This is a genomic window from Streptomyces sp. cg35 (assembly GCF_050410835.1).
Taxonomy (GTDB): Bacteria; Actinomycetota; Actinomycetes; order Streptomycetales; family Streptomycetaceae; genus Streptomyces.
Genome location: NZ_CP191268.1, coordinates 5,571,132 through 5,594,712, shown reverse-complemented (window position 1 = coordinate 5,594,712; position 23,581 = coordinate 5,571,132). Strand labels below are relative to the sequence as shown.

Sequence of the window (23,581 nt, the reverse complement as noted above, 5' to 3'; positions counted from 1 at the left end):
CCCTATCCTGGAGCCATTGGCTCCAATGAGGCTTACGGTGCAAGGCAGTTGGAGGCCGCACCGAGGCCCGTACGGCGGGAACACGGCACGATCCGGTTGCTGAAGGCACGGGTATGGGGGTCCCGTTCATGAAGCGATGCCGAGGGGGGCATCATGCAACCGGAAGGTTGTCGTTCCAGTCTTAGAGAGGGTGGGACGGTGGCCTGCCACTGATACGCCCGGAACGGTCGAGGGGGACCGGCCCGGGTGCGAACCGACGACCACGCGGTGACTCGCGTGCGGGGGGATGACTCATGACGTCGACGCCGACCGGCGCCCGGCACAACTTCGACGCGTCCGAAACGACCCAGCTGCGCGTACCGCCGCACCGCACCGGCGGCTTCAGACGCATCAAGAAGTCGCTGCCGCGGTACGACTACGAGCACTACAGCCGCCTCGCCGGACCCCTCACGCAGCCCGATCCGACGAAGCCGTACGAGGTCCAGTACCGCTCCCTGCTCTCGCAGGAGCCGCACCGGCTCCGTGCCGCGCTCATGCTGGGCGCCGCCCCGCTGCTCTCCCTCGTGCTGCTGTTCTGGCTGCTGCAGCCCGAGCACTGGACCGAGCGCGACTACGTGAAGTACGACTTCCTGCCGGCGCTCGACATCGTCATGCTCGTCTCGATCGGCCTGATCGAGTTCTTCCGCTGCATGAACGTGCTGTCGAACGCGCACGCCACGCTGGTCGCCCGCGACCCGATCCCGGTGGTGCCCGAGACCGGCACGAGAGTCGCGTTCCTGACCTCGTTCGTGCCCGGCAAGGAGCCGATCGAGATGGTGACGAAGACCCTGGAGGCGGCGGTCAAGCTGCGCCACCGGGGCCTTCTGCACATCTGGCTGCTCGACGAGGGCGACGACGCCGAGGTCAAGGCGGTCTGCGAGCGGCTCGGCGTGCACCACTTCTCCCGCAAGGGCGTCGCGAAGTGGAACCAGCCGAAGGGCCCGCACCGGGCCAAGACCAAGCACGGCAACTACAACGCCTGGCTGGACGCGCACGGCGACGACTACGACTTCTTCGCCTCGGTCGACACCGACCACGTGCCGATGCCCAACTACCTGGAGCGGATGCTCGGCTTCTTCCGCGACCCGAACGTCGGCTTCGTCATCGGCCCGCAGGTCTACGGCAACTACGACAACTTCGTCACCAAGGCCGCCGAGTCCCAGCAGTTCCTCTTCCACGCGCTGATCCAGCGCGCCGGCAACCGCTACGGCGCGCCCATGTTCGTCGGCACGTCGAACGCCGTGCGCATCAAGGCGCTCAAGCAGATCGGCGGCCTGTACGACTCGATCACCGAGGACATGGCGACCGGTTTCGAGATCCACCGCCACAAGAACCCGGCCACCGGCAAGAAGTGGCGCTCGGTCTACACGCCGGACGTGCTCGCCGTCGGTGAGGGCCCGAGCGCCTGGACGGACTTCTTCACGCAGCAGATGCGCTGGTCGCGCGGTACGTACGAGACGATCCTCAAGCAGTACTGGAAGGGCTTCTTCACGCTCCCGCCGAGCAAGCTCTTCAACTACACGATGATGATCATCTTCTACCCGATGGCGGCGATGAACTGGATCCTGGCGGCGCTGAGCTGTGCGCTGTTCCTGGGTCTGGGCGCCTCGGGTGTGAACATCGACCCGACCATCTGGCTGATGCTGTACGGCAACGCGTCGGCGCTGCAGATCGGCCTGTACATCTGGAACCGCCGGCACAACGTCTCGCCGCACGAGCCGGAGGGCTCCGGCGGCGTCGCCGGTATGGTGATGTCCGCGCTGTCCGCGCCGCTGTACGCGAAGGCGCTGATCGACTCGATGCTGCGCCGCAAGAGCAAGTTCGTGGTCACCCCCAAGGGCGACTCGGCCAGCCCCGACCGGTGGTTCGGGACGTTCCGGTACCACTGGTACTTCATCTTGATCTTCGCCGGGTCGATCGCCGCCGGCTTCGTGTTCGGCCACTCCCACCCGGCGATGATCACCTGGGCGTGCTTCGCCCTGCTGATCACCGCGCTGCCGATGTTCGCCTGGCGGTACATGCTGCGGCAGGACAAGAAGAAGCCGAAGCACGCCGCCGAGGCGCCCCAGCAGCCGGGGCTGCCTCAGCAGGCCGCGCAGCCGCACGGTGCGCCGCAGCCGAAGCCCAGTTGGGCCGCGGACGGGGGCAACGACCAGACCATGCAGATCTCCCTGGGGGGACGTAACAAGTGAAAGACGGTGCGAGCCGCCGCCGTGCCCGACGGATAGCCATCGGCACGGTGGTGGTACTGGCGCTGGCCGGGATGAACGGACCCTGGCTGTATCGCTTCGGGTCGGCCAAGTACCACGACTACAAGATCAACAGACCCGAGTACAAGGCCGAGAACGGCAAGTGGGACGTCATCGACTTCCCCAAGGACATGCGCCTCAACACGATCCACGCGGCGCTGCTCCGCACCGGCAAGATCCTGCTGGTGGCCGGTTCGGGCAACAACCAGAAGAACTTCGACGCGAAGAAGTTCGACACCCGGTTGTACGACCCGGTGAAGAAGACGATCAAGAAGATCCCGACGCCGAGCGACCTGTTCTGCACGGGCCACACGCAGCTGGCCAACGGGAACCTGCTGATCGCGGGCGGCACCAAGAAGTACGAGAAGCTCAAGGGCGACGTCACCAAGGCCGGCGGCCTGATGATCGTCCACAACGAGGACCCGGACGCGCCCAAGACCATCAAGGCCGGTACGAAGTTCACCGGCAAGGAGAACGGCAAGACGTTCGTCTCGGACATCAACATCACCGTCGAGCGGGCCAAGAAGGTCTTCGACCCGCAGACCGGCAAGTTCCTGCGCAACGACCCGGGGATCGGCCGGGTCTACGTCGAGGCGCAGAAGAGCGGCACCAAGTACGAGACCGGCACCCAGGACAACTACCGGGTGCAGGGCCTCACCGGCGCCGACGCGCGCAATGTGTACGGCATCGCGCAGAAGCTCGCCCTCGACAAGAAGGACTTCCAGGGGATCAAGGACTCCTACGAGTTCGACCCGGTCGCCGAGAAGTACATCAAGGTCGACCCGATGAACGAGGCGCGCTGGTACCCCACGCTGACCACGCTCTCGGACGGCAAGGTCCTCTCGGTCTCCGGCCTCGACGAGATCGGGCAGCTGGTGCCCGGCAAGAACGAGGTGTACGACCCGAAGACGAAGAAGTGGACGTACCTCAAGGACGTCCGCCAGTTCCCGACGTACCCGGCGCTGTTCCAGATGGAGAACGGCAAGATCTTCTACTCGGGTGCCAACGCGGGCTACGGACCGGACAACGTCGGCCGCAAGCCCGGCATCTGGGACCTGACGACGAACAAGTTCCAGAAGATCCCGGGGCTCTCCGACGCCAACATGATGGAGACGGCCAATACGGTCGAGCTGCCGCCCGCGCAGAACCAGAAGTACATGGTGGTCGGCGGCGGCGGGGTCGGCGAGTCCAAGCTGTCCAGCAAGAAGACCCGGATCGTCGACCTCAAGGCCGCCGACCCGACGTTCGTGGACGGCCCCGAGCTGGAGAAGGGCACCCGCTATCCGCAGGCCTCGGTCCTGCCCGACGACAGCGTGCTGATCTCCGGCGGCTCCGAGGACTACCGCGGGCGCGGGGACTCCAACATCCACCAGGCGCGGATCTACGACACGAAGACGAACTCGTTCAAGCGCGTCGCGGACCCGCTGGTGGGCCGCAACTACCACTCCGGGTCGCTGCTGCTGCCCGACGGGCGCGTGCTGTTCTTCGGCTCCGACTCGCTCTACGCGGACAAGGCGAACACCAAGCCCGGCGAGTTCGAGCAGCGCATCGAGATCTACACGCCGCCCTATCTGTACCGGGACTCGCGGCCCACGCTGCAGGGCGGCGAGAAGACGATCGCGCGGGGCTCCTCGGCGACGTACCGGACGGACCACGCGTCGTCGATCACGACGGCCCGGCTGATCCGGCCGAGCGCGTCGACGCATGTCACGGACGTCGACCAGACGTCGATCGCTCTCGACCTGAAGAAGTCCGACGACTCGGTCACGGTGACCGTGCCGAAGAACCGCTCGCTGGTCGAATCGGGCTGGTACATGCTGTTCGTGACGGATGATCAGGGCACGCCCAGCAAGGCCCAGTGGGTGCACGTGCCGTAACAGGCTTCAGGGGCGCGGGAGTTGTCTCCCGCGCCCCTGCATCGTGTCTGCCTGCCCGGTCAGTTGGCGGCGTCGGCGAGCTTCATCGCGTACGCGCCCCACCACTCCCCGGCCTTGGGGCCGCCCTTGCACGTGCCGTCGGACTCGCCGGGACGCTTGACCCAGAGGTACGCCTTCACCAGCGGGTCGCCGGTCTTCGTGGTCGGGGTCTCGCCCAGCGCCCGCCCGGGCGGATTGCACCAGCGCTCGTCGGCGGAGCCGGCCGTGTACGGTCCGTTCCCGTTCCGGCTGGTGTCGATGACGAACGGCTTGTTGCCGACCTTCGCCGACAGTTCCTTGCCGTACTTCACGGAGTCGTCGGTGGTGTAGAAGTTCGACACGTTCACCGAGAAGCCGTCGGCCTGGTCGATGCCGGACCACTGCAGCGGCTGGAAGATCTGGTCGGGCTTGCCCCAGCCCGCGTTGCCCGCGTCCAGGTAGACCGTCGTGTTCTTCAGCGACTGGAGCTTGCCGATGGCGCCCTTGAGCAGGTCGTAGCGCTCCTCGTGGAACTGCTCCGGCGTACAGTTGTCCACCATGTGCTGGACGGCGTCCGGCTCCAGGATCACCGTGGCGGGCCGGTCGCCGATGCCCGCCGCCACCTGGTCGATCCACTCCCGGTACGCGTTCCCGTCGGCGGCGCCGCCGCCGGAGTACTGGCCGCAGTCGCGGTGCGGGATGTTGTAGAGGACGAGCAGCGCGTCCCGGTCCGCCTTCTCGGCGGCCTCCGTGTAGCCGCGCGCCTGCTCCTGCGCGTTCTCCGGCAGGATCCACTCGCCGCTGGGCTGCTCGGCGATCTTGCGGACCTTGTCGGCCTCGTCGCCCTTGCCGTCCTCCTCCAGGGCCGCGACGGCCTGAGCGGCCTTGCTGTCCGGGTTGACCCAGAACGGATCGGCGCTCTTCGGCTGCTGCTTCACCGGAGGGCTCGATGAGCCGTCCTTGTCCTTGCCTCCGGAGGAACACGCGGACACCAGCAGCGCCGCCCCCACGACGACTGCCCCGGCCCTCAGTTTCCGGTACATCCACTCCCCCTTGGGTGCACTGTCTGGTCTCCAATCGTGACATACGTCCAGCTCGGACCACGAGGTCGGACCTCGCTTGTCAAAGACCTGTTACAGCCCGCCGCAACGGGGTAGGCGGCGATCAGCGGACGTCTCTCCCGAGGGACGAAAGGGGCAGGGCCATGGCGGAGGGAACCCTCGAACTGCGGTTGGCTTCAGCCCTGCTGGAGTGCGTGGACACGCTCCTCGACGACTTCGACGTCGCCCGCTACCTGCGGCGGCTGGCCGACTCCTGCGCGGAGCTGGCCGGTTCGCGGGGCGCCGGCGTGTTCCTGCGCCGCCCCGAGGGCCCCGTGCTGGTCGCGCAGAGCACCGAACAGGACGCCTGTGCCGGGAGGTTGCTGCGGGGCGACTGGTCCACGAGTCCGGCGCGCGACAGCCTGGAGACCGGGAAGGCCGTGCCGCCGGTCGCCCTGGACTCCGAGGAGGCCGTGGCCCGCTGGCCCGCGTTCGCGTCGGCCGCCCACGGGGTCGCCGCCGCCTGCGCGGTGCCGCTGCGCCGGCGCGAGGACGTGTTCGGCGTGCTCGGCATCACGCTGCCCGAACTCCCCCGGAGCGAACGCGGATTGGCATTCGCACAGACACTGGCCGACGCCGCGGCCGTCGGTCTGTACAACCAGCGCGCTTACGCCCAGTACAAGGAGCTTTCACGGCAGCTGCAAGGGGCACTTGCCAGCCGCGTGCGCATCGAGCAGGCAAAGGGCATACTCGCCGAGCGCTGGGACAGTACACCGGACGCGGCCTTCACGATATTGCGCCAGTACGCACGCAGGAACCGGCTGCCCATGGGCCAGGTCGCGCACTCCGTGATCCATCGCACCCTGACCGACGGGGAGTTGCGTCACGACAAGTCCGGACCTTCCTGAAAAGTGCCGTCCACCTGCGATGACCACGCTGTGCCACCAGCCTCGTACTTGGCGTCAAACGCCCTCTAGGCTGCGCGCCCCATCCGTTCTAAAGTCGGTGCCAGTGGCCCAAGACCTCGGCCCGCAGGACCGGACGACCCCTCGAACCTCCCGCGCCGACGCCGGGTTACTCCCGCAACCCGTAGCGCGCGCGGTCGAGGACCAGCCCGGCCGACGGCTCCGGGGGGAGCGGGTCGTCGGCCGGGCCGGGTGCCGCATATGTCAGCTCTCCCGCTTCGGCGCCTCGTCGATCCCGGTCAGATAGGCGGAGACGACGACGTTCGCGGTGTACGTACGCGACGCCTTGTCGAAGGTTCCGCCGCAGGTGATCAGGCGCAGTTCGGCGCGGTCGGAGCGGTGCTGTCCGTACGCCCGGTGCGGGTCGAAGGAGTCGCGGGAGAAGACCTGGACGTCGTCGACGGTGAACTCGGCGACCGAGCCGTCGTCGCGCACCACCCGCACCGTGTCGCCGGGTTTGGCCTCGCTGAGGTGGAAGAAGACGGCGGGCTTGCTCTCGGTGTCGACGTGCCCGACGAACAGGGATGTGCCGCGCTCGCCGGGCCGGGCGCCGGCGCCGTACCAGCCGACGACTCCGGCCTGGCTGTAGGGCGGCGGGTCGACGGCGCCGCCGCCGTCCAGGCCACGGGCCACGACGGGGGCCTGGATGCGCAGGGCGGCGACGTCGATGCGCTGCGGCTTCGCCGCCTTGACGGGTTTGTGGGCGGCGGGCAGCTCGACGCCGAGGGGGCGGCCGACGGCGGCCGCGTCGCCGGTGGTCGGCGAGGAGAGGTTCACGTCGGTGATGCCGCGGCCCCACAGCCACAGGCCGAGCAGCAGGACCGCCCAGGCGACGCCGGTGATCAGCCGCCCGACGCCGTGCGACGACCGGTCGCTCATGGCGCGCTCACTCCTGCGGGGTCCGGCGGCGCCGGACGCTGCGGAAGGCCACGGCCACGGCGGCGATCGCGGCGAGCACCAGGCCGATGACGGCGTGCCGGGTGCCGGGGCCGTCGGCCATGGCGGCGCGCGGCGCGGTGTGCGCGGCGGCGAGTCCGGTGGCCGCGCCGCCGCCTCCGGCGTGCACGGGCGCGGTCGGCGTCGGTGCCGGCGAGGGGCTGTTCGCCTGCACCCGGACGGTGCCCTTGACCTTGGCGTCGACGCCGTCGCAGGTCACCTTGATCTCGTAGTCGCCCGGGGCGGTGGACGACTTCACGCGGGCCTCCGCGAACAGCGTCGGCCGGTCCGCGGAGGGGGCGAGCACGCCGGGCGTGACGAAGGCGTCGGAGGAGGCGCGGCCGGTGGTGCCGTCGCAGCCGCTCACGCGCAGGTCGACCTCGGTGCCGGCGGGTACCGCGGCGGGGGTGACGGCGACGGAGCCGCCGCGGTCGGCGGCCCGGGCGGTGGCGACCGGCCCCACCGGCACGGTCACCAGGGCGACGGCCGCCGCCGCGGCACTCAGAGCAAGCAGACCAGCACGCATCGTGAACCTCCTGATACTGGCAGGTTCACGCGTCCGGCGGCTTTCCGCATCCCGGGAGGGGCCGGGCGCGGGTCAGACCAGGTCGACGAGGTCGGCGATGGAGTCGACGACGTGCGAGGGGGTGAACGGGTACTTCGCGATATCGGCGTCACTGGTCAGACCGGTGCGCACGAGGAAGGTCTGCATGCCCGCCTCCAGGCCGGCCAGCACGTCGGTGTCCATCCGGTCGCCGATCATGGCGCTGGTCTCGGAGTGCGCCCCGATGGCGTTCAGCCCGGTGCGCATCATCAGGGGGTTGGGCTTGCCCGCGAAGTAGGGCTGCTTGCCCGTCGCCTTGGTGATCAGGGCGGCGACGGCGCCGGTGGCGGGCAGCGGGCCCTCGGTGGAGGGGCCGGTCTCGTCGGGGTTGGTGCAGATGAAGCGCGCGCCGCCGTTGATGAGGCGGACGGCCTTGGTCATGGCCTCGAAGGAGTAGGTGCGGGTCTCGCCGAGGACCACGTAGTCGGGGGCGTGGTCGGTCAGCACGTAGCCGATGTCGTGCAGGGCCGTGGTCAGGCCCGCCTCGCCGATGACGTACGCGGTGCCGCCGGGCCGCTGGGCGTCCAGGAACTTGGCGGTGGCCAGGGCCGACGTCCAGATGTTGCCGACCGGGACCTCCAGGCCCATGCGGGTGAGGCGGGCCTGGAGGTCGCGGGCGGTGTAGATGGAGTTGTTGGTCAGCACCAGGAACGGCTTGCCGGAGTCGCGGAGCTTCTTGATGAAGGCGTCGGCGCCCGGGATCGGGACTCCTTCATGGATGAGCACCCCGTCCATGTCGGTGAGCCACGAATCGATGGGCTTGCGCTCTGCCATGGGGTGCACTCCTGCGGTTCGCCGTGAATCTAGTGAGCTGAGGGGCGCCGGGACGACTCTGTGCCGACGCCCACAGCCTAATCAGGAAGTGCTGATCTTGACCCCGTCGATCGTCCAGAACCAGTTGTTGCCGCCCGTGTACCGGAAGCGGACCTTCGCCCTGGTCACGCCGCTGGGAACGGACAGGGCGACGGTCTCGGTGCGGGAGGGGACGTCGGCGGTGTACGTCTTCACGGAGACCGGGGTGCCGCCGTCGTAGGAGACGAGGACCTCGCCCTTCTGCGGCGACTCCTGCCGGTAGAAGGTGGTGTACGTGAGCGTGGCCGGGCGCCCGCCGGTGACCGGGAAGTCGGGGCTGACCAGGGTGGAGTCGAAGGTGCCGGAGACGGTCCTGTCGGACCATTCGTCGCCGTCGGCGACCGCGAAGACGTTCCGGGCCCGTACGTTGCACTCGCGCTGCTGGTCGCGTTCGGCCTTGGTCCAGAACTCGTCGGTGGTGAAGGACCAGCCGCGCCACTCGGTGACGCCGCCGGTGCCCATCGCGGAGTTGTCGACGCTCCAGCCGCTGGGCGGGGTGTGTGTGAAGCCGACGGTGCCCGCGCCGATGCCGGTCTCGTCCACCGGGCCGGTGAGCCGGGCGCGCAGGGTGTCGAAGTCGTCCGGGGCCGGCTGCTGGACCGGGCGGCCGTCCAGGCCCCAGGCCGGGTCGATCGCGATGCCGAGGTGGGCGAGGGCGGTGGCGGCGATGTCGGGCATCTTGACGTCGTAGCGGGTGGAGCCGGCGGTGATCGTGCCGCCGACGGCGATCATGAACGTCTGCCGTTCCTGCCAGGTGGAGCCGCCGTGGCCGCCCGGGTCGGTGTGCCCGTGGTCGGCGGTGACGAGGATCAGCCAGTCCTCGTTGCCGTACGTGGCACGGGACTTCACCGCGTCGACCAGCTGCCCGACCTGCCCGTCGACGCCGTGGATCGCGTCCAGGTACTGCCGGCTGGCGGCGCCGTAGGAGTGTCCGGCGTGGTCGACGTTGTCGAGCTGGACGAAGACGGCGTCGGGGTTCGCGCTCGTGAGCCGGTCCACGGCGCGGCTGGTGGTGCCGGTGTCGTACTCGGCGCTCGGGGTCGAGACGCGGGTGTCGACCTTCGACGAGAAGACCGTGTCCGTGAGCGGCGCCCAGGAGGAGACGGCGTACGTCGACAGGTTCGGCTTCGCGGTCTCGACGCGGGTGAGGAAGTCCGGGTACTGGGCGAACTTGTGGCCGGTGAAGTTGTTGTCCTTCACGTGGTGCTTGTCGGGCCAGACGCCGGTGATCAGCGTCGACCAGCCGGGCCCCGACATGGTGGGCGCCATCGGGTCGGCGTAGATCGAGCTGGGCGCGGTGAGGCCGGCCGCCATCAAGGCCTTCAGGCGGGGCGCGTCGGCGTCCTTGATTCTGCTGAGGAGCGTGCCGTCGAGGCCGATGACCAGGACCTTGGGGGCCTTGGCCGCGGCGAGCGCGCTGTTCGCGAGGGGGCCGGCCACCGCGAACGCGGCGACGGTGGCGGACAGGACGGTGCGGCGGGATATGCCGTGGCGGGACATGTCTTCCTCCAGGGGCGTACGAGTACGGGTCCGGGCCAACTCCCCCAGTACAGCGAGGATTTGGACCAGACCCGTTATCTTCTGGTGACGTGGGAGCGAAGGGCCATGGACATTCGTGCCGGCCCGATGGACTCGGGCCCGGTGGACCGGCGGACAGGTCTCAGCTGCCGGTCGCGGACTTCCAGTCGTCGACGTACGTCTGGAGGTTCTTGTCGATGTCGTTCCAGTCCGGCTCGAAGATCTCCACACCGTCCATGATCTTGGCGAGCGCGAGGGCGTTCTCGTCGGTGGCCTTGACGTCCTTGCGGGCCGAGAAGCCGCCGCCGACGGCGCTGACCTGCCGCTGCTGCTCGGCGGCGAGCATGAAGTCGAGGAGCTTCTTGCCGTTCGCGGTGTGCGGGGCGTTCTTCACGAGGCCGGCCGCGTACGGGAGGGCGAAGGAGGTGGGCTTGCCGCCTTCGGCCTTCGGGAACCAGATGCCGAGGTTCGGCATGTCCTTGGACTGGGCGTAGTTCATCTGCACATCGCCGTTGGCGACGAGGAGTTCGCCCTTGTCGACCTTGGGGGCGAGCTTGCCGGTGGAGGCGGACGGGCCGACGTTGTTGGCCTGGAGCTTCTTCAGGTAGTCCATGGCCTGCTGCTTGCCGCCGAGGTCGTGCATGGCCTTGACGACGACGGCCGTGCCGTCGCCGGCCACGCCCGGGGTGGAGTACTGCAGCTTGTTCTTGTACTTCCCGTCGAGCAGTTCCTCCCACGTCGTGGGCGCCGTCTTGAGCTCCTTCTTGTTGTAGATGAAGCCGAAGTAGTTGTTCACGACCGAGGTCCAGGTGCCGTCGGCGGCCTTGTCCGCGCCGTCGACCTGGTCGGAGCCCTCGGGCGCGTACGTGGCGAGCAGGCCCTTGCCGTCGGCCTGCTGGATGAACGGCGGCAGGGTGACGAGGACGTCGGCCTGGGTGTTGGTCTTCTCGCGGACGGCGCGCTGCACGACCTCGCCGGAGCCGCCCTCGACGTACTTGACCTTGATGCCGGTCTTCTTGGTGAAGTCCTTGAAGACCTGGTCGTACCAGCCGTCGCCGTTCTCGCCCTTGAGGCCGTCGGCGCTGTAGACGGTGACGGCCTTCTCGTCGGAGGCGGCGGAGCTGCCGCCGCAGGCGGTCAGGGAGGCGGCGAGGGCGAGGCTGCCGGTGACGGCGCCGATGGTGGTGAGCGTGTTTCTGCGCATGGCGAGGTGAACTCCGTTGCGTGATACGAGGGTCAGCGGTACGAGGCCTTGGTGCGGATCCGGGAGACGGCGAGCAGCACGATCAGGGTCGCGGCCATCAGGACCACCGCGATCGCGGATCCGGTGAACAGCGAGCCGCGGTCGGTGGTCGCGTAGATCTGCACCGGCAGCGGCATCCAGTCCGGCGGGTAGAGCATCATGGTGGCGCTCAACTCGCCCATGGACAGGGCGAAGCAGAGCCCGGCGGCCGCGTTCAGGGAGGGCAGCAGCAGGGGCAGCTTCACCTTCCACAGGACGTACGCGGGCCGGGCGCCGAGCGACGCCGCGGCCTGCTCGTACGCCGGGTCGAGACGCACGATGGCCGCCGAGACCGACTGGTAGGCGAACGCGGTGACAAGAATCGTGTGCGCGATGATGACGATCCAGCGCGTGCCGTTGAGCAGCATCGGCGGCTTGCTGAACGCGACGAGCACGGCGAGGCCGACGACGACGGACGGCACGGCGACGGGCAGCATGAACAGGGCGTCCATCGCCCGGCGCCCGCCCTTCCTCAGCGACGCGGCGGCGAGCGCGGCCCACCCGCCCACGACCAGCGCGAGCACACTCGCCGTGACGGCCGTGACGAGGCTGGTGGTCAGCGCGGTGAGCGAGTCCCCGCTGGTGGCGGCCTGGTAGTGCCCGCCGGTGAACCCGGAGGGCAGGGCCCCGGACCAGTTCGTGGCGAACGAGGCGGCGACGATGACGAGAAGAGGCAGCGCGAAGAGCGGAAGGAAGAGGAGGAAGAAGACGGCCCAGGTGGCCCACTTGCCCTTCTTGCTATGCACCAGCATGAGACTTCACCCCAGGGAGGACAGCGCCCTGAAGGGGCGCGGGGAACTGCGCGCTCAGCCACGACGAACCCGCGGACAAGGAACACTCACGCGCCGGCACGACGGCTCACCACCCGGTAGAGCCCGTAGAGGCCGACGGATATGAGGACGTTGACCACGGCCACGACGCAGGCCCCCGGATAGTCGGACTCCAGGATCGCCTTGCTGTACACGAGCATCGGAAGCGTCGTGACCCCCTTGGCCCCGGTGAACAGCACGATGCCGAACTCGTTCAGGCACATGACGAGGACCAGCGAACCGCCGGCGGCCAGCGCGGGCAGCGCCTCGGGCAGGATGACCTGCCGCACGATCCGCGCGGGCCGCGCGCCCAGCGACGAGGCGACCTCCAGCTGAGCCGTGTCGACCTGGGAGAACGCGGCGAGCAGCGGCCGCATCACGAACGGCGTGAAGTACGTGACCTCGGCGAGCAGGACGCCCCAGGGCGTGGTCAGGAACTGGAAGGGGCCGGTGGCGGCGCCCGTCACGTCCGTCCACAGCCCGTTGGCCATGCCGACCTGCCCGTAGACGAAGAGCAGGGCGAGCGTGATGAGGAAGGACGGGAAGGACAGGAACACGTCGATGAACTTGGCGACGGCCTTCCCGCCGGGGAACGGCACGAACGCGATGACCAGCGCGAGCACGAACCCGAGGACGAGGCAGCCGACGGTCGAGCCGACGGCGAGCCACACCGTGGTGCCGAGCGCCTCGCGGAACGCGGACGAGGCGAACACATCGGCGTACGGCTCGATCGACGTGCCGCCGGTGTCGGGCCGGAGGGACTGCTGGACGACGAGGCCGAGGGGGTAGAGGAAGACGACGGCGAGGGCGGCGACCGGCGGCACCGCCCACACCCAGCCGCCCGCGATGCGGCGCGACGTGGTGACGGTCCCGGCCGGCGTGGCGAGGGCGGCGCTAGCCATCCTTGCTCACCCCCGCGGCGACTTCGGCGGCCAGCAGCACCGCGTCCTGGGGCGCGAAGTGCACGGTGACCCGCTCGCCCAGGGCGGGCGGCTCCCTCAGCTCGCGCAGGTCGGCCTTGACGCGGTGCCCGTCCACGTCGACGTAGAGCCGGTGCGTCGAGCCGCGCCACTGGACCTCGGCGACCTCGCCCGTCAGGGAGTTGGGGCCGTCGCCGAGTCCGACGAGGTGCGGGCGCACGCACAGGGTGGCCGTGACGCCGGGCGCGACGTCGCCGGTGGGCACCTCGAGCTCGGCCTGTCCGAAGGAGACGGCGCCGGAACCGACGGTGACCGGAAGGAGGTTGGCGTTGCCGACGAAGGAGGCGGTGAACTCGGTGCGCGGCCTGCGGTACAGGTCCTGGGGCGTGCCCACGTCCTGCAGCCGTGCCTTGTCCATGACGGCGATCCGGTCGGCCAGGGTGAGCGCCTCGACCTGGTCGTGGGTGACGTAGAGGATGGAGACGTCGGGCAACTCGCGGTGCAGGCGTGCCAGTTCGGCCAGCATGCCGGACCTGAGCTGTGCGTCGAGCGCGGACAGCGGCTCGTCGAGGAGCAGGACGCCGGGGCGGATGGCGAGCGCGCGGGCGATGGCGACGCGCTGCTGCTGTCCGCCGGAGAGTTCGCGCGGGTACCGCTTGGCGTAGGCCGCCATGCCGGTCAGGTCCAGCGCCTCGGCGACGCGCGCCGGGATCTCGCCCTTCGGCACCTTCTGCGCGCGCATCCCGAAGGCGACGTTGTCCTCGACCCTCATGTGCGGGAACAGGGCGTACTGCTGCACGACCATGCCGATGCCGCGCCGGTGCGGCGGCAGGCCGGTGACGTCGCGCCCGCCGATGAGGACGCGCCCGGCGGCGGGCCGTACGAATCCGGCGACCGCGCGCAGGGCCGTCGTCTTGCCGGAGCCGGAGGGCCCGAGGAGGGCCATCACCTCGCCCGGTTCGACGGTCAGGTCGAGGGAGTCGAGGACGGTGTTCCCGCCGTAGGCGACGGAGACCCGGTCGAACCGGATGCCGCTGCGGGGGTCGGGTATCGGGTCGGTCACCTTTCCCACCGGTCCTGCTCGTCGGCGGTCTGTTCGGTCGGCACGACCTCGCGGCCGCATTGCTCTGCGTGCCGGGCGTGCGTGGTGCCCACCACGCCGGCTCCTACGACGATGACTCTCACGGCGGCAACGCTCCTTGGGGCGGGTGTCCCGCAGGGGTCCGGGCACCAACGGGACGGTGAACGGCCACCCAAGGTTGGCCTAGACCCGTTACGCTCTCGTTATCGACGTGAGTCGTGGAGAGTCAACTGACCGCGATATATGCGTAGTTACCGCTCGTCGCCGCCCAAACGCGTGGTGAACGAGAACCGGTCCCCGCGGTAAAGCGTTCGCACGCGCTCGGTGGCCCGGCCCCCGGTGTCGTACGAGACACGGTGGATCAGCAGCATCGGCAGGGCGGGCGGTGTCCCGATGAGCAGGGCCTCGCGCGGCGTCGCGAGCACCGTCTCGATGCGTTCGTCGGCCGAGCCGAAGTCGATGCCGAGGCGTTCGTGGACGTACGAGTAGAAGGACGAGTCGGGGTCGAAGTCGGTGTCGAGGCGCGGCATCCGTGCGACGGCCACGTACGTGGACTCCAGGCCGACCCGCTCGTCGTCGGCGAGCAGGACGCGCTCCATGTGCCAGACGGGCTCGCCGCGCTCCAGGCCGATCTCGGCGGCGAGCGCGGGCGGGCACGGGAAGCGGTCGAGGCCGATGAGGTTGCGGCCCGGCCGCCTGCCCTGGCGGCGTACGCCCTCGGTGTACGAGGCGAGGGAGAGGGGCTGTTCCAGCTTGGGGCCCGCGACGACCGTGCCCCGGCCCTGGCGCCGCAGCCGTCCTTCGAGCAGCAGCTCGCGCAGGGCCTGCCGCACGGTCTCCCGCGAGACCTCGTAGCGGACGGCGAGGTCGCGCTCGGTGGGGAGCGTCTCGCCGCCGGCCAGCTCCCCGATGAGGGTGCTGAGCCGGGCCTTCACCGCGTAGTACTTCGGGATGCGGCCGTGCTCGGGGATGCCGTCGCGCACGGGGGCGCCGGGTGCCTGGTCGTTCGGGTAGTCCACGCAGGGATGGTCGCAGACGCCGGTGAACGCCCCGGGGCGGGACGTGGTGCGGGCCGGGTGCCGGGGTCAGCGCCGGCCGGGGCGCAGGCGGCGGGATCCGGCCATGAGGGCGACGCCGCCGAGGAGCAGGGCGACGGAGGTGGCCCCGAGTCCGAGCAGTGCGCCGCCCGGTCCCGTCCTGGCGAGCTGCCCCGGGAGGCCGGAGCCGAGGCGGTCCCCGTACCCGTCGCCGCCCTCGTCCGGGACGATGTCGAAGGGGTAGTCGTCGGACTCCCCCACCCAGTCGCCGTCGTCGTCCCGGCGCTGCACGAGCGCGGCGTCGACGACGACGTGGTCGGGCCGGGTGTCGGAGGTGAACGCGAGCCGGACCTGCACGGTGACCGTCTCGCCGGGGCCGACCGAGAAGCCCGGGAAGCCGTCGTCGAAGACGCCCACGTGCTCGTGCCGGCCGGTCTCCTCGAACCGCACCGGACGCCAGCGCGTGCCGTCGTCGAACTCCAGCTGGATCTGCCGGGGCCGCAACGACCGCTGCCGGTCGACGAAGACGAGGACCGGGTGGACGGCGCTGCAGGCGGAGGCGGTCGTGTTGGTCAGATCGAGCGACCAGCGCCCGTACCCGCCGCCGGGGTGGTAGTCGCTCGGCCCCTTGTGGATCTCGGTGTCGATCGGGAAGTCGCCGCTGTCGGGGGAGATTTCGCAGACGGGCTCCCGGACGGGGGCGGCCGGGCCCGCGTCGCGCGCCCTGGCGTCCGCCCCGGCCGCCGCGCCGCAGCTCGCCGCGCACGCCCGGCCGGGCAGGAGCCCGTCCGCCGCCGGGGCGGGGCCCGCCGGGGCGAGGGCGAGGGCGGCGGCGGTGAGGCCGAGGACGATCGGGCGGCGCAGTCGCATGCAGGGCCTTTGCTGGTCGCGGGTCGGTCGCGGATCCGGTCGACGACCAGCGCGGACCCACGGGCCCCGGTGGTCGTGGCCCAGGAATCTGCCACGCGCGCGCGACGCGACGGCCGCGCCACGGCCCGTTGCGCCCCGAAGTCCCCCCGATCAGATCATTTTCTGTTCATGACGATGGGCGGGGACGGTCGCCTTCCCGCGCCCGAACAGGGGCGCCAGGATCAGCTGCGCGGCGCCCTCGACGACGAGGGTGGCGCCACCGGGCGCGGCCCGCACCGGTATCGCCGGCCCGCCGCCCTCGCGCCGCGCACGGGCGTCGAGCACTTTGGCCACGCCTCGGACGAACCGCTCCTCGGCGGCGAAGACGGTCCGGCCGCCGAGCAGGACGGCGTCGATGTCGAGCAGGCTCACCAGGTTCCCCGCGCCCTCGCCGAGCACCCGCGCGGCCTCGTCGAGCGCGCCGTCCGTGACGGCGGCGAGGCAGAGCGCCTCGATGCAGCCGCGGTTGCCGCAGCCGCACTCCGGGCCGTCCAACTGGATGACCTGGTGGCCGAATTCGCCTGCCCCGGTGCGCGCGCCGCGATGGAGCACGCCGCCGAGCACCAGCCCCGCGCCGAGCCCGGTGCCGAGGTGGAGGTAGGCGAAGGACCGCTCGCCGTCGCCCGCCGCGCCTTCGAGGGCGAGGCCGAGGGCCGCCGCGTTCGTGTCCTTGTCGACGACGACCGGGAGCCCGAGCCGCTCGGCGAGCGCGGCGCGCAGCGGGAACCCGTCCCACTGCGGGAACCCGGTGACCCGGTGCAGCACCCCGTCGGCGTGGTCGAGCGGTCCGGGCACGGCGACGCCGACGCCGAGCGCGGAGCCGCCGTCGACCAGCTCGTCCACCTCGCGGGCCGCGGCGGTCAGGACCGCGTCGGAGCCGGCGCCCAGATCGAGCGGGGCGCGCCGGGCCGCGACGACGGTGCCGGACAGGTCGGTCAGGACGATGCGCAGCTCGTCGCGGTCCAGGTGCAGGCCGACCGCGTGCCCGGCGCCGGCGACCAGCCGCAGGACGGTGCGCGGCTTGCCGCCGGTGGAGGCCCGCCGCCCGGCCTCGACGACGAGCCCGTCGCCGCGCAGCCGGGCCGTGATCTTGCTGACGGCCTGCGGGGTCAGGCCCGTGCGCTCGGCCAGTTCGAGGCGGCTGATGCCCGCCTCGCCCGCGGTGCGCAGCAGGTCGAGCACGAGCGCGGCGTTGTGCCCGCGCAGAGCGGTCAGGTTCACGCCCGCGGTGGGCCGTGCATGCGTGTTCACCGGTCCATTGTCCCCCGCGCTTGCACTTTGGCAACACCGTTGCTTAAGTGGAGGCATGACTGGTAACAGCTCCCCGCTCACGGTGGGCCTCGTCGGCTACGGCCTGGCGGGCTCCGTCTTCCACGCCCCGCTGATCGCCGCGACCGAGGGTCTGGCCCTCGACACGGTCGTCACCTCGAACCCGGAGCGGCAGGCCCAGGCCCGTGCCGAGCACGGCGACGGCCTCCGGTTCGCGGCCTCCCCCGACGAGCTGTGGGAGCGGGCCGACGAGCTGGACCTGATCGTCATCGCCTCCCCGAACAAGACGCACGTACCGCTCGCGACGGCCGCCCTCAAGGCGGGCCTGCCCGTCGTCGTCGACAAGCCGGTGGCGGGCACGGCGGCCGAGGCCCGCGAGCTCGCGGGCCTCGCCGACGAGCGCGGCCTGCTGCTGTCCGTCTTCCAGAACCGCCGCTGGGACAACGACTTCCTCACCCTGCAGAAGCTGCTCGCGGACGGCGAGCTGGGCGACGTCTGGCGCTTCGAATCGCGCTTCGAGCGCTGGCGCCCGCAGCCCAAGGGCGGCTGGCGCGAGTCGGGGAACCCGGAGGAGATCGGCGGTCTCCTCTACGACCTCGGCAGCCATGTCGTCGACCAGGCGCTGGCGCTGTTCGGCCCGGCCGTGTCCGTGTACGCGGAGTCGGACGTGCGCCGCGCGGGCGCCGAGGCCGACGACGACACGTTCATCGCGATCACCCACGCGAACAAGGTGCGCTCGCACCTGTACGTCTCCGCGACCACGGCCCAGCTCGGCCCGCGCTTCCGCGTCCTGGGCTCCCGGGCGGGCTTCGTGAAGTACGGCCTGGACCCGCAGGAGGCCGCCCTGCGCGACGGCAAGCGCCCCGAGGCCGGCGAGCCGTGGGGTGTGGAGTGCGAGTCGATGTGGGGCCGGGTCGGCTCCGGCGAGTCCCCGCTGACCGGCGGCGGCCGCCCGCTGCCCACGGTCGACGGCGACTACCCCGCGTACTACGCCGCGATCGCCGCGGCCCTGCGCGACGGCGCCCCGAACCCGGTGCCCGCCACGCAGGCCGCCGCCGCGCTCGACGTGCTGGAGGCGGCCCGCCGCTCGGCCCGCGACGGTGTGACGGTGACGCTGTGACGAACCCTCAGGAAGCTCCTGGCGTCCCCGAGCTGGAGGAGCAGGAGCGCCGGCTCGTGCTGGACTCCTTCACGTACGACGACGCCTGGCGGCTGGGCTCGCTGCTCGTCGAGCTGGCCCGTGAGCGCCGGGCGCCGGTGGCGATCGACATCACGCGCGGCGGCCAGCAGCTGTTCCACGCGGCGCTGCCCGGCTCGACGCCGGACAACGACGCGTGGATCGCCCGCAAGCGCCGCGTCGTGGAGCGCTACCAGGCCTCGTCCTACCTGGTCGGCAGCCGGTTCCGGGCCAAGGGCACGACGTTCGAGGACTCCTCGCGCCTCGACCCGGACACCTACGCCGCGCACGGCGGCGCCTTCCCGCTCTCCGTACGGGGAGCGGGAGTCGTGGGCGTCGTCGTGGTCTCGGGCCTGCCGCAGATCGAGGACCACGCGCTGGTCGTCGAGGCCCTGGAGCGGTTCACCGCCGGCCGCTGACCGCCCGTTGCCTGCGGGCCACGAGGACGATCGCCGCGCCCGCCGCCGCGGTGGCCGCGGCGATCGAGCCCAGCACGACACCGCCCTCGGCCGACGCGCCGGTCTCGGCGAGCTCGCCGCCGGTGCCGCCGGTGTCACCGGTCCCGCCGCCCGAACTCCCGCCCGTGGAGCCGCCGTTGTCGTCGCCACCGGTCGTCCCCGGAGTGCTGTCGGTAGGACTCGGCGTGGGGGTGGGTGTGGGGGTCGGTGTGGGAGTGGGCGAGTCCGTGGGGGTCGGTGTGGGCGTCGGCGAGTCCGTCGGTGTGGGAGTGGGCGTGGGAGTGGGCGTGGGCGAGTCCGTCGGCGTAGGGGTCGGCGTGACCGTGGGAGTGGGCGACGGGGTGTCGTCGCACGTCGGCAGGTCCCCTTCGAAGGGGTAGGCGTGGAACTCCTGGCCTCCGCCGCCTCCGGCCGACGACGCGTGGGTGAGCGAACCAGCCGTGTAGAAGCGCCCGTTGAACCCGGACATGGTCACCGTCGTCGTGCTCGCGGGGTTGCCCACCAGGGTGCTTCCGGAGAACTGCGCGGCGCCGCTGAGCGTCACGTCCGTCGCGTCGGGGAAGTTCCACAGCAGCCTGTTGCGCAGCTCCGCGGGGAGCAGCCCCTCGTACGTGCTGATCTCCCGCGCGTCCCCGTAGATGTTGACGAGGACGGTGGCCCCTGCGGGGATGCCGTCGAACCGGAAGCCTTCCTGGCCGCCGCTACGGCTGATCATGTCGAAGTCGACGTCGAAGACCTGGATCGGGGAGCTGCCGTCGCCGGTGAAGACGGTGGTGCTGCCGTCGTTGACGGCGGTGCCGGTGGCCGGGCGGTGCGCGGCGCCGACGTACGCGTAGCAGTGGCTGGCGTCGGTGAGCTGCTGCCGCAGGGCCTTGTACGGCGCGGCCGCGTCGGGGTCGGCGATCTTCTCCGTCTCGACGGTGCCGGTCAGCGTGCCCCCGTACCGCACGTCGCCGGTGGCGCTGGCGTCCTCGACCAGGAGGCGCTCACCCGAGCCGACCGACACGTTCCCGCCGACGGTGAGGAAGTCGGTGCCGTCGTCCGGCGGGACCCGTGAGCCGACGCCCGCGACGCCCACGTTGTAGACCTGCGAGACCCCGGCGTCCTTGTCCTGGTCGAAGTTCCCGAGGACGACGACCTTGCCCTCGGCCTCCGCGGCGGAGCGGCGCACGAGCATGTCGCCGCCGACGAAGACGTTGATGTTGTTGTCGCGGCCGGTCGGGGTCCCGTTGTTCGGGTCCGGGTACGCGTCCGGACAGTTGCTCCCCTTGCAGGGCCCGAGCCCGCCGGGCAGCGGATCGGCGTGGGCGACGCCTGCGACGACGCCGACGGTCAGGGCCACTGCGGCGGCCACGGTGACTGCGCGGGTTTTTCCCATAGGCGCACTATGGGAAAAACCCACCTCAACCCCCGGCAGACACGCGAGGGGCGCCCCCGAACGGAGGCGCCCCCGAAGATGCCGCACGAAGTGCGCATCCCAGGGGCGCGGGGAACTGCGCGACAAGCCACGACAACGCCGCACCCGCCAACACACCACACAACCCCAACAGCGCACAGGCGATCCCCCCGCCCCCCCCCAGCGGAGCGCCTACGCCCCCTTGAGTTCCTGCCGCTGCCGCCCCCGAAGATGCCGCACGAAGTGCGCATCCCAGGGGCGCGGGGAACTGCGCGACAAGCCACGACAACGCCGCACCCACCAACACACCACACAACCCCAACAGCGCACAGGCGATCCCCCCGCCCCCCCAGCGGAGCGCCTACGCCCCCTTGAGTTCCTGCCGCTGCCGCCCGAGCCCCTCGATCTCCAGCTCCACGACGTCCCCGGCGCGAAGGTACGGCTTCGGCTCGGGCTGCCCCATGGCCACACCCGCCGGAGTACCGGTGTTGATCACGTCACCGGGGTACAGCGTCATGAACTGGCTGACGTAGCGCACCACTTCGGCCACCGGGAAGATCTGCTCGGCGGTGGTGCCGTCCTGCTTGAGCTCGCCGTTGACCCAGAGCTTCAGGCCGAGCGCCTGGGGGTCGGCGACCTCGTCGGCGGTCACCAGCCACGGGCCGAGCGGGTTGAACGTCTCGCAGTTCTTGCCCTTGTCCCAGGTGCCTCCGCGCTCGATCTGGAACTCGCGCTCCGATACGTCGTGCGCGACCGCGTACCCGGCGACACAGGCGAGCGCCGCCTCCTGGGACTCGACATAGCGGGCCGTACGTCCGATGACCACGGCCAGCTCCACCTCCCAGTCGGTCTTGGTGGAGCCGCGCGGCACGAGCACCGTGTCGTCCGGCCCGACCACCGTGTCCGCCGCCTTGAAGAAGACGACGGGCTCGGCGGGCGGCTCGGCACCGGTCTCGGCGGCGTGGTCGTGGTAGTTCAGACCGATGCACACGACCTTGCCGATCCGGGCCACCGGCGGGCCGATGCGCAGCCCCGCCGCGTCGAGTACGGGCAGCTCGCCCGATGCGGCGGCGGCGCGGACCCGGTCGAGCGCCGCGTCGTCCGCGAGCAGCGCCCCGTCGACGTCCGGCACCAGACCGGACAGGTCGCGCAGGGCACCCTCGGCGTCCAGGAGCGCGGGGCGCTCGGCTCCGGCCGGACCGACTCGCAGCAGCTTCATGGTGTAACTCCCTCTGATCTAGGAGGAGCCTCCCTGGCGAGGTGCGGCCTTCAACCATCGGAGGTCTGGTCGATCCTCCAAGTTCGGCGTCCAGTCCGCAATACCCCGTTCACGGACTGGACCGGACCGACCGGTCAGATCGCGGGTGCCGCGGCCGCCGCCCCGTACGGCATGTCGCGGTACAGGACGGCCCGCTCGACCGCGCTCCACGTCGTCGACGTGACGACGTACAGCGCGGCGGCGAGCGGCACCACGGCCACCGAGAACAGCGTCATGAACGACATCAGCGGCATGTACTTGGTCATCGTCGCCATGCCCGGGACCTGCGGCTGGTCGGTGGCGGGCGTCGCGGCGGCCGAGAGGGCCATCTGCCGCTTCGTCCGCCGGTAGTTGAAGGTGGCCACGGCCGCGACGAGCACGAACAGGGCGACGTAGACGAGGCCCTGCGCCCCGAACAGCCCGCCGTGCGCGAGCGCGTCCTTGAAGTTCCCGCCGAGCGGGGCGGCGCCCAGGGTGTGGCCGAGCAGCGCGTTGGGGTCGCCGCCGATGCTCTTGCTGGAGAACAGGTGGTAGAGCAGGAAGAACGCCGGCATCTGGAACAGCATGGGCAGGCAGCCCGAGAGCGGGGAGACCTTCTCCTCGCGGTGCAGTTCCATGATCGCCTTCTGCAGCGCCTCGGGGTTCTTCTTGTGCTTCTTGCGCAGCTCGGCGATGCGCGGCTGCAGCTTGAGCCGGTCGCGCTGGCCGCGGGCCCCGGCGCGCGACAGGGGGTGGACGAGGAGGCGTACGAACGCGGTGAACAGGATGATCGCCGCGGCCGTGGCCGAGGCGTGGAAGAGCGGCTGGAGCAGGTCGGCGAGGTGCGCGACCAGGCTCGCGAAAACGGACATGAACCACGACATGGGTGAGCCCTCCGGGGGTCTCGTCAGCCGGAAACGTCAGGGGGTTTCGGCGTGACGGACTGCGGACCCGGTGCGGAAGGACTCGGTGTCAGCAGGCCGTCGGGACGGGACGGCCCGGCGCTCGGGGCCTGGTGCGTCCCGACGCGTCGGGATCGCGTTGCGGCAAGAACGCGGTGCGCTGCTCGCGGTCGCGCATCGCGGTACGGACCCGGTGGCGCGGCACGGCCGGCGCGCAGCGGGCGGCGAGCAGGGCGCACGCGGCGAGGGCGGAGCCCGCGGCGGCGGTCGCGGCGAGGGCGACGGCCCCGGCGAGGCTGCCGGTGTCGACGAGGACGGACTGGATCAGGAGGAGCAGCAGCAGCGCGGCGGGCCGTACGGTCGCGGTCCAGCTGTGGGTCCGTGCCATGGCGTGCTCTCCTCCTTCCCTCGTCGTGTCCGGATGTCCGGTCCCTGCCAGTTATACAGGCTCGGTCACGACGGGCTGAAGGAGGCGGCGGGGTGCGAGCAGCGCGCGGCTGACCGGATCGGCGGGGTCCGGGTCGAGTCCGGCGCCGGGCAGCATCTCGACCTCCTCCAAGGCCACGGGGCCGCCGCAGCTCGGGCACTCCCCCGCGATGCCGAGCGCGGTGCCGCAGGGGGCGTGGCGGAACTCACGCATCGGCGCGGTGCCGGGGATGCCCCGGCCCCAGGCGCCGAGCGCGCGCAGCACGGGCCACAGCTCGCGCCCGCGCTCGGTGACGACGTACTCGTCGCGCGGCGGCGACTCCTGGTAGCGGCGCTTTTCGAGCACGCCCGCGGCCGTGAGGGCCTGCAGGCGGGAGGCGAGGACGGCGCGCGGGATGCCGAGGTGCACGAGGAAGTCGTTGTAGCGGCGCACTCCGTAGAGCGCGTCGCGCACGACGAGGAGCGTCCAGCGTTCGCCGACGATCTCCAGCGCGCGGGCGATGGAGCACTCCTGTGCCGCGTAGTCCTTGCCGAGAGCCATGCCCCCACTGTAACCACTCGTCAGCCCAAAGGTTCAATG

The 23,581-nt window shown here is 71.1% G+C and carries 23 protein-coding genes; 5 read left to right on the top strand and 18 right to left on the bottom strand.

What is annotated here, in order from left to right:
• Window positions 1–293 precede the first annotated feature (293 nt).
• The gene (locus tag ACQUQD_RS25620; RefSeq protein WP_428954474.1) at window positions 294–2,231 is read left to right on the top strand and encodes a glycosyltransferase family 2 protein; all 1,938 of its coding nucleotides are present in this window, start codon (window positions 294–296) and stop codon (window positions 2,229–2,231) included.
• Window positions 2,228–4,165 (top strand): galactose oxidase-like domain-containing protein, encoded by a 1,938-nt coding sequence (locus ACQUQD_RS25615; RefSeq protein WP_428954473.1) that lies wholly within the window; start codon window positions 2,228–2,230, stop codon window positions 4,163–4,165. Before ACQUQD_RS25620 ends, ACQUQD_RS25615 begins: the two co-directional genes overlap by 4 nt.
• A gap of 59 nt (window positions 4,166–4,224) precedes the next feature.
• Here the strand turns inward: ACQUQD_RS25615 and ACQUQD_RS25610 are convergent, their stop codons facing one another.
• Window positions 4,225–5,226 (bottom strand): glycoside hydrolase family 6 protein, encoded by a 1,002-nt coding sequence (locus ACQUQD_RS25610; RefSeq protein ID WP_428954472.1) that lies wholly within the window; start codon window positions 5,224–5,226, stop codon window positions 4,225–4,227.
• 161 nt (window positions 5,227–5,387) lie between these two features.
• On the opposite strand from ACQUQD_RS25610, the gene ACQUQD_RS25605 reads away from it, so the two are divergent.
• Window positions 5,388–6,131, top strand: coding sequence for an ANTAR domain-containing protein (locus ACQUQD_RS25605; protein ID WP_428954471.1), 744 nt, complete (start codon window positions 5,388–5,390; stop codon window positions 6,129–6,131).
• A 261-nt stretch (window positions 6,132–6,392) separates the two neighbouring features.
• Here the strand turns inward: ACQUQD_RS25605 and ACQUQD_RS25600 are convergent, their stop codons facing one another.
• From ACQUQD_RS25600 to ACQUQD_RS25545, 12 genes are all read right to left on the bottom strand, one after another.
• A complete protein-coding gene (locus ACQUQD_RS25600) occupies window positions 6,393–7,067 on the bottom strand; it encodes a class F sortase (RefSeq protein WP_428954470.1) in 675 nt (224 codons plus the stop codon).
• A 7-nt stretch (window positions 7,068–7,074) separates the two neighbouring features.
• A complete protein-coding gene (locus ACQUQD_RS25595; protein ID WP_428954469.1) occupies window positions 7,075–7,650 on the bottom strand; it encodes a hypothetical protein in 576 nt (191 codons plus the stop codon).
• Between the two features lie 72 nt (window positions 7,651–7,722).
• Window positions 7,723–8,463 (bottom strand): HAD-IIA family hydrolase, encoded by a 741-nt coding sequence (locus ACQUQD_RS25590; protein ID WP_428957654.1) that lies wholly within the window; start codon window positions 8,461–8,463, stop codon window positions 7,723–7,725.
• A gap of 120 nt (window positions 8,464–8,583) precedes the next feature.
• Window positions 8,584–10,080, bottom strand: coding sequence for an alkaline phosphatase family protein (locus ACQUQD_RS25585; RefSeq protein WP_428954468.1), 1,497 nt, complete (start codon window positions 10,078–10,080; stop codon window positions 8,584–8,586).
• Between the two features lie 160 nt (window positions 10,081–10,240).
• A complete protein-coding gene (locus ACQUQD_RS25580; protein ID WP_428954467.1) occupies window positions 10,241–11,302 on the bottom strand; it encodes a 2-aminoethylphosphonate ABC transporter substrate-binding protein in 1,062 nt (353 codons plus the stop codon).
• 32 nt (window positions 11,303–11,334) lie between these two features.
• Window positions 11,335–12,132 carry an ABC transporter permease gene (locus ACQUQD_RS25575; protein WP_428954466.1) on the bottom strand — a complete coding sequence of 266 codons (798 nt, stop codon included), beginning with the start codon at window positions 12,130–12,132 and terminating at the stop codon, window positions 11,335–11,337.
• A gap of 86 nt (window positions 12,133–12,218) precedes the next feature.
• Complete coding sequence (locus tag ACQUQD_RS25570; RefSeq protein WP_428954465.1) at window positions 12,219–13,091, bottom strand: 2-aminoethylphosphonate ABC transporter permease subunit; 873 nt, start codon at window positions 13,089–13,091, stop codon at window positions 12,219–12,221.
• Complete coding sequence (locus ACQUQD_RS25565; protein ID WP_428954464.1) at window positions 13,084–14,172, bottom strand: ABC transporter ATP-binding protein; 1,089 nt, start codon at window positions 14,170–14,172, stop codon at window positions 13,084–13,086. The genes ACQUQD_RS25570 and ACQUQD_RS25565 overlap by 8 nt, the downstream gene beginning before the upstream one ends.
• Window positions 14,169–14,294, bottom strand: coding sequence for a hypothetical protein (locus ACQUQD_RS25560; protein ID WP_428957789.1), 126 nt, complete (start codon window positions 14,292–14,294; stop codon window positions 14,169–14,171). Before ACQUQD_RS25560 ends, ACQUQD_RS25565 begins: the two co-directional genes overlap by 4 nt.
• A gap of 147 nt (window positions 14,295–14,441) precedes the next feature.
• Complete coding sequence (locus tag ACQUQD_RS25555; RefSeq protein ID WP_428954463.1) at window positions 14,442–15,209, bottom strand: GntR family transcriptional regulator; 768 nt, start codon at window positions 15,207–15,209, stop codon at window positions 14,442–14,444.
• A 66-nt stretch (window positions 15,210–15,275) separates the two neighbouring features.
• Window positions 15,276–16,097 (bottom strand): hypothetical protein, encoded by an 822-nt coding sequence (locus ACQUQD_RS25550; RefSeq protein ID WP_428954462.1) that lies wholly within the window; start codon window positions 16,095–16,097, stop codon window positions 15,276–15,278.
• A gap of 150 nt (window positions 16,098–16,247) precedes the next feature.
• Window positions 16,248–17,444 carry an ROK family transcriptional regulator gene (locus tag ACQUQD_RS25545; RefSeq protein ID WP_428954461.1) on the bottom strand — a complete coding sequence of 399 codons (1,197 nt, stop codon included), beginning with the start codon at window positions 17,442–17,444 and terminating at the stop codon, window positions 16,248–16,250.
• Here ACQUQD_RS25545 and ACQUQD_RS25540 point away from each other — a divergent pair.
• Window positions 17,443–18,525 (top strand): Gfo/Idh/MocA family oxidoreductase, encoded by a 1,083-nt coding sequence (locus ACQUQD_RS25540; protein ID WP_428954460.1) that lies wholly within the window; start codon window positions 17,443–17,445, stop codon window positions 18,523–18,525. The genes ACQUQD_RS25545 and ACQUQD_RS25540 overlap by 2 nt on opposite strands.
• The gene (locus ACQUQD_RS25535) at window positions 18,522–19,001 is read left to right on the top strand and encodes a heme-degrading domain-containing protein (RefSeq protein WP_428954459.1); all 480 of its coding nucleotides are present in this window, start codon (window positions 18,522–18,524) and stop codon (window positions 18,999–19,001) included. Before ACQUQD_RS25540 ends, ACQUQD_RS25535 begins: the two co-directional genes overlap by 4 nt.
• Here ACQUQD_RS25535 and ACQUQD_RS25530 read toward each other — a convergent pair.
• From ACQUQD_RS25530 to ACQUQD_RS25510, 5 genes are all read right to left on the bottom strand, one after another.
• A complete protein-coding gene (locus ACQUQD_RS25530; RefSeq protein WP_428954458.1) occupies window positions 18,985–20,418 on the bottom strand; it encodes a choice-of-anchor A family protein in 1,434 nt (477 codons plus the stop codon). The two genes, ACQUQD_RS25535 and ACQUQD_RS25530, sit on opposite strands and share 17 nt — an antisense overlap.
• A 379-nt stretch (window positions 20,419–20,797) precedes the next feature.
• Window positions 20,798–21,655, bottom strand: coding sequence for a fumarylacetoacetate hydrolase family protein (locus ACQUQD_RS25525; RefSeq protein WP_428954457.1), 858 nt, complete (start codon window positions 21,653–21,655; stop codon window positions 20,798–20,800).
• 134 nt (window positions 21,656–21,789) lie between these two features.
• On the bottom strand, window positions 21,790–22,557 hold the full coding sequence (locus ACQUQD_RS25520) for a YidC/Oxa1 family membrane protein insertase (protein ID WP_428954456.1): 768 nt from the start codon (window positions 22,555–22,557) through the stop codon (window positions 21,790–21,792).
• Window positions 22,558–22,645: 88 nt separating this feature from the next.
• Window positions 22,646–22,963, bottom strand: a complete 318-nt coding sequence (locus ACQUQD_RS25515; protein ID WP_428954455.1) for a DUF6412 domain-containing protein — start codon at window positions 22,961–22,963, stop codon at window positions 22,646–22,648.
• Between the two features lie 51 nt (window positions 22,964–23,014).
• The gene (locus ACQUQD_RS25510) at window positions 23,015–23,542 is read right to left on the bottom strand and encodes a winged helix-turn-helix transcriptional regulator (RefSeq protein WP_428954454.1); all 528 of its coding nucleotides are present in this window, start codon (window positions 23,540–23,542) and stop codon (window positions 23,015–23,017) included.
• Window positions 23,543–23,581 lie beyond the last annotated feature (39 nt).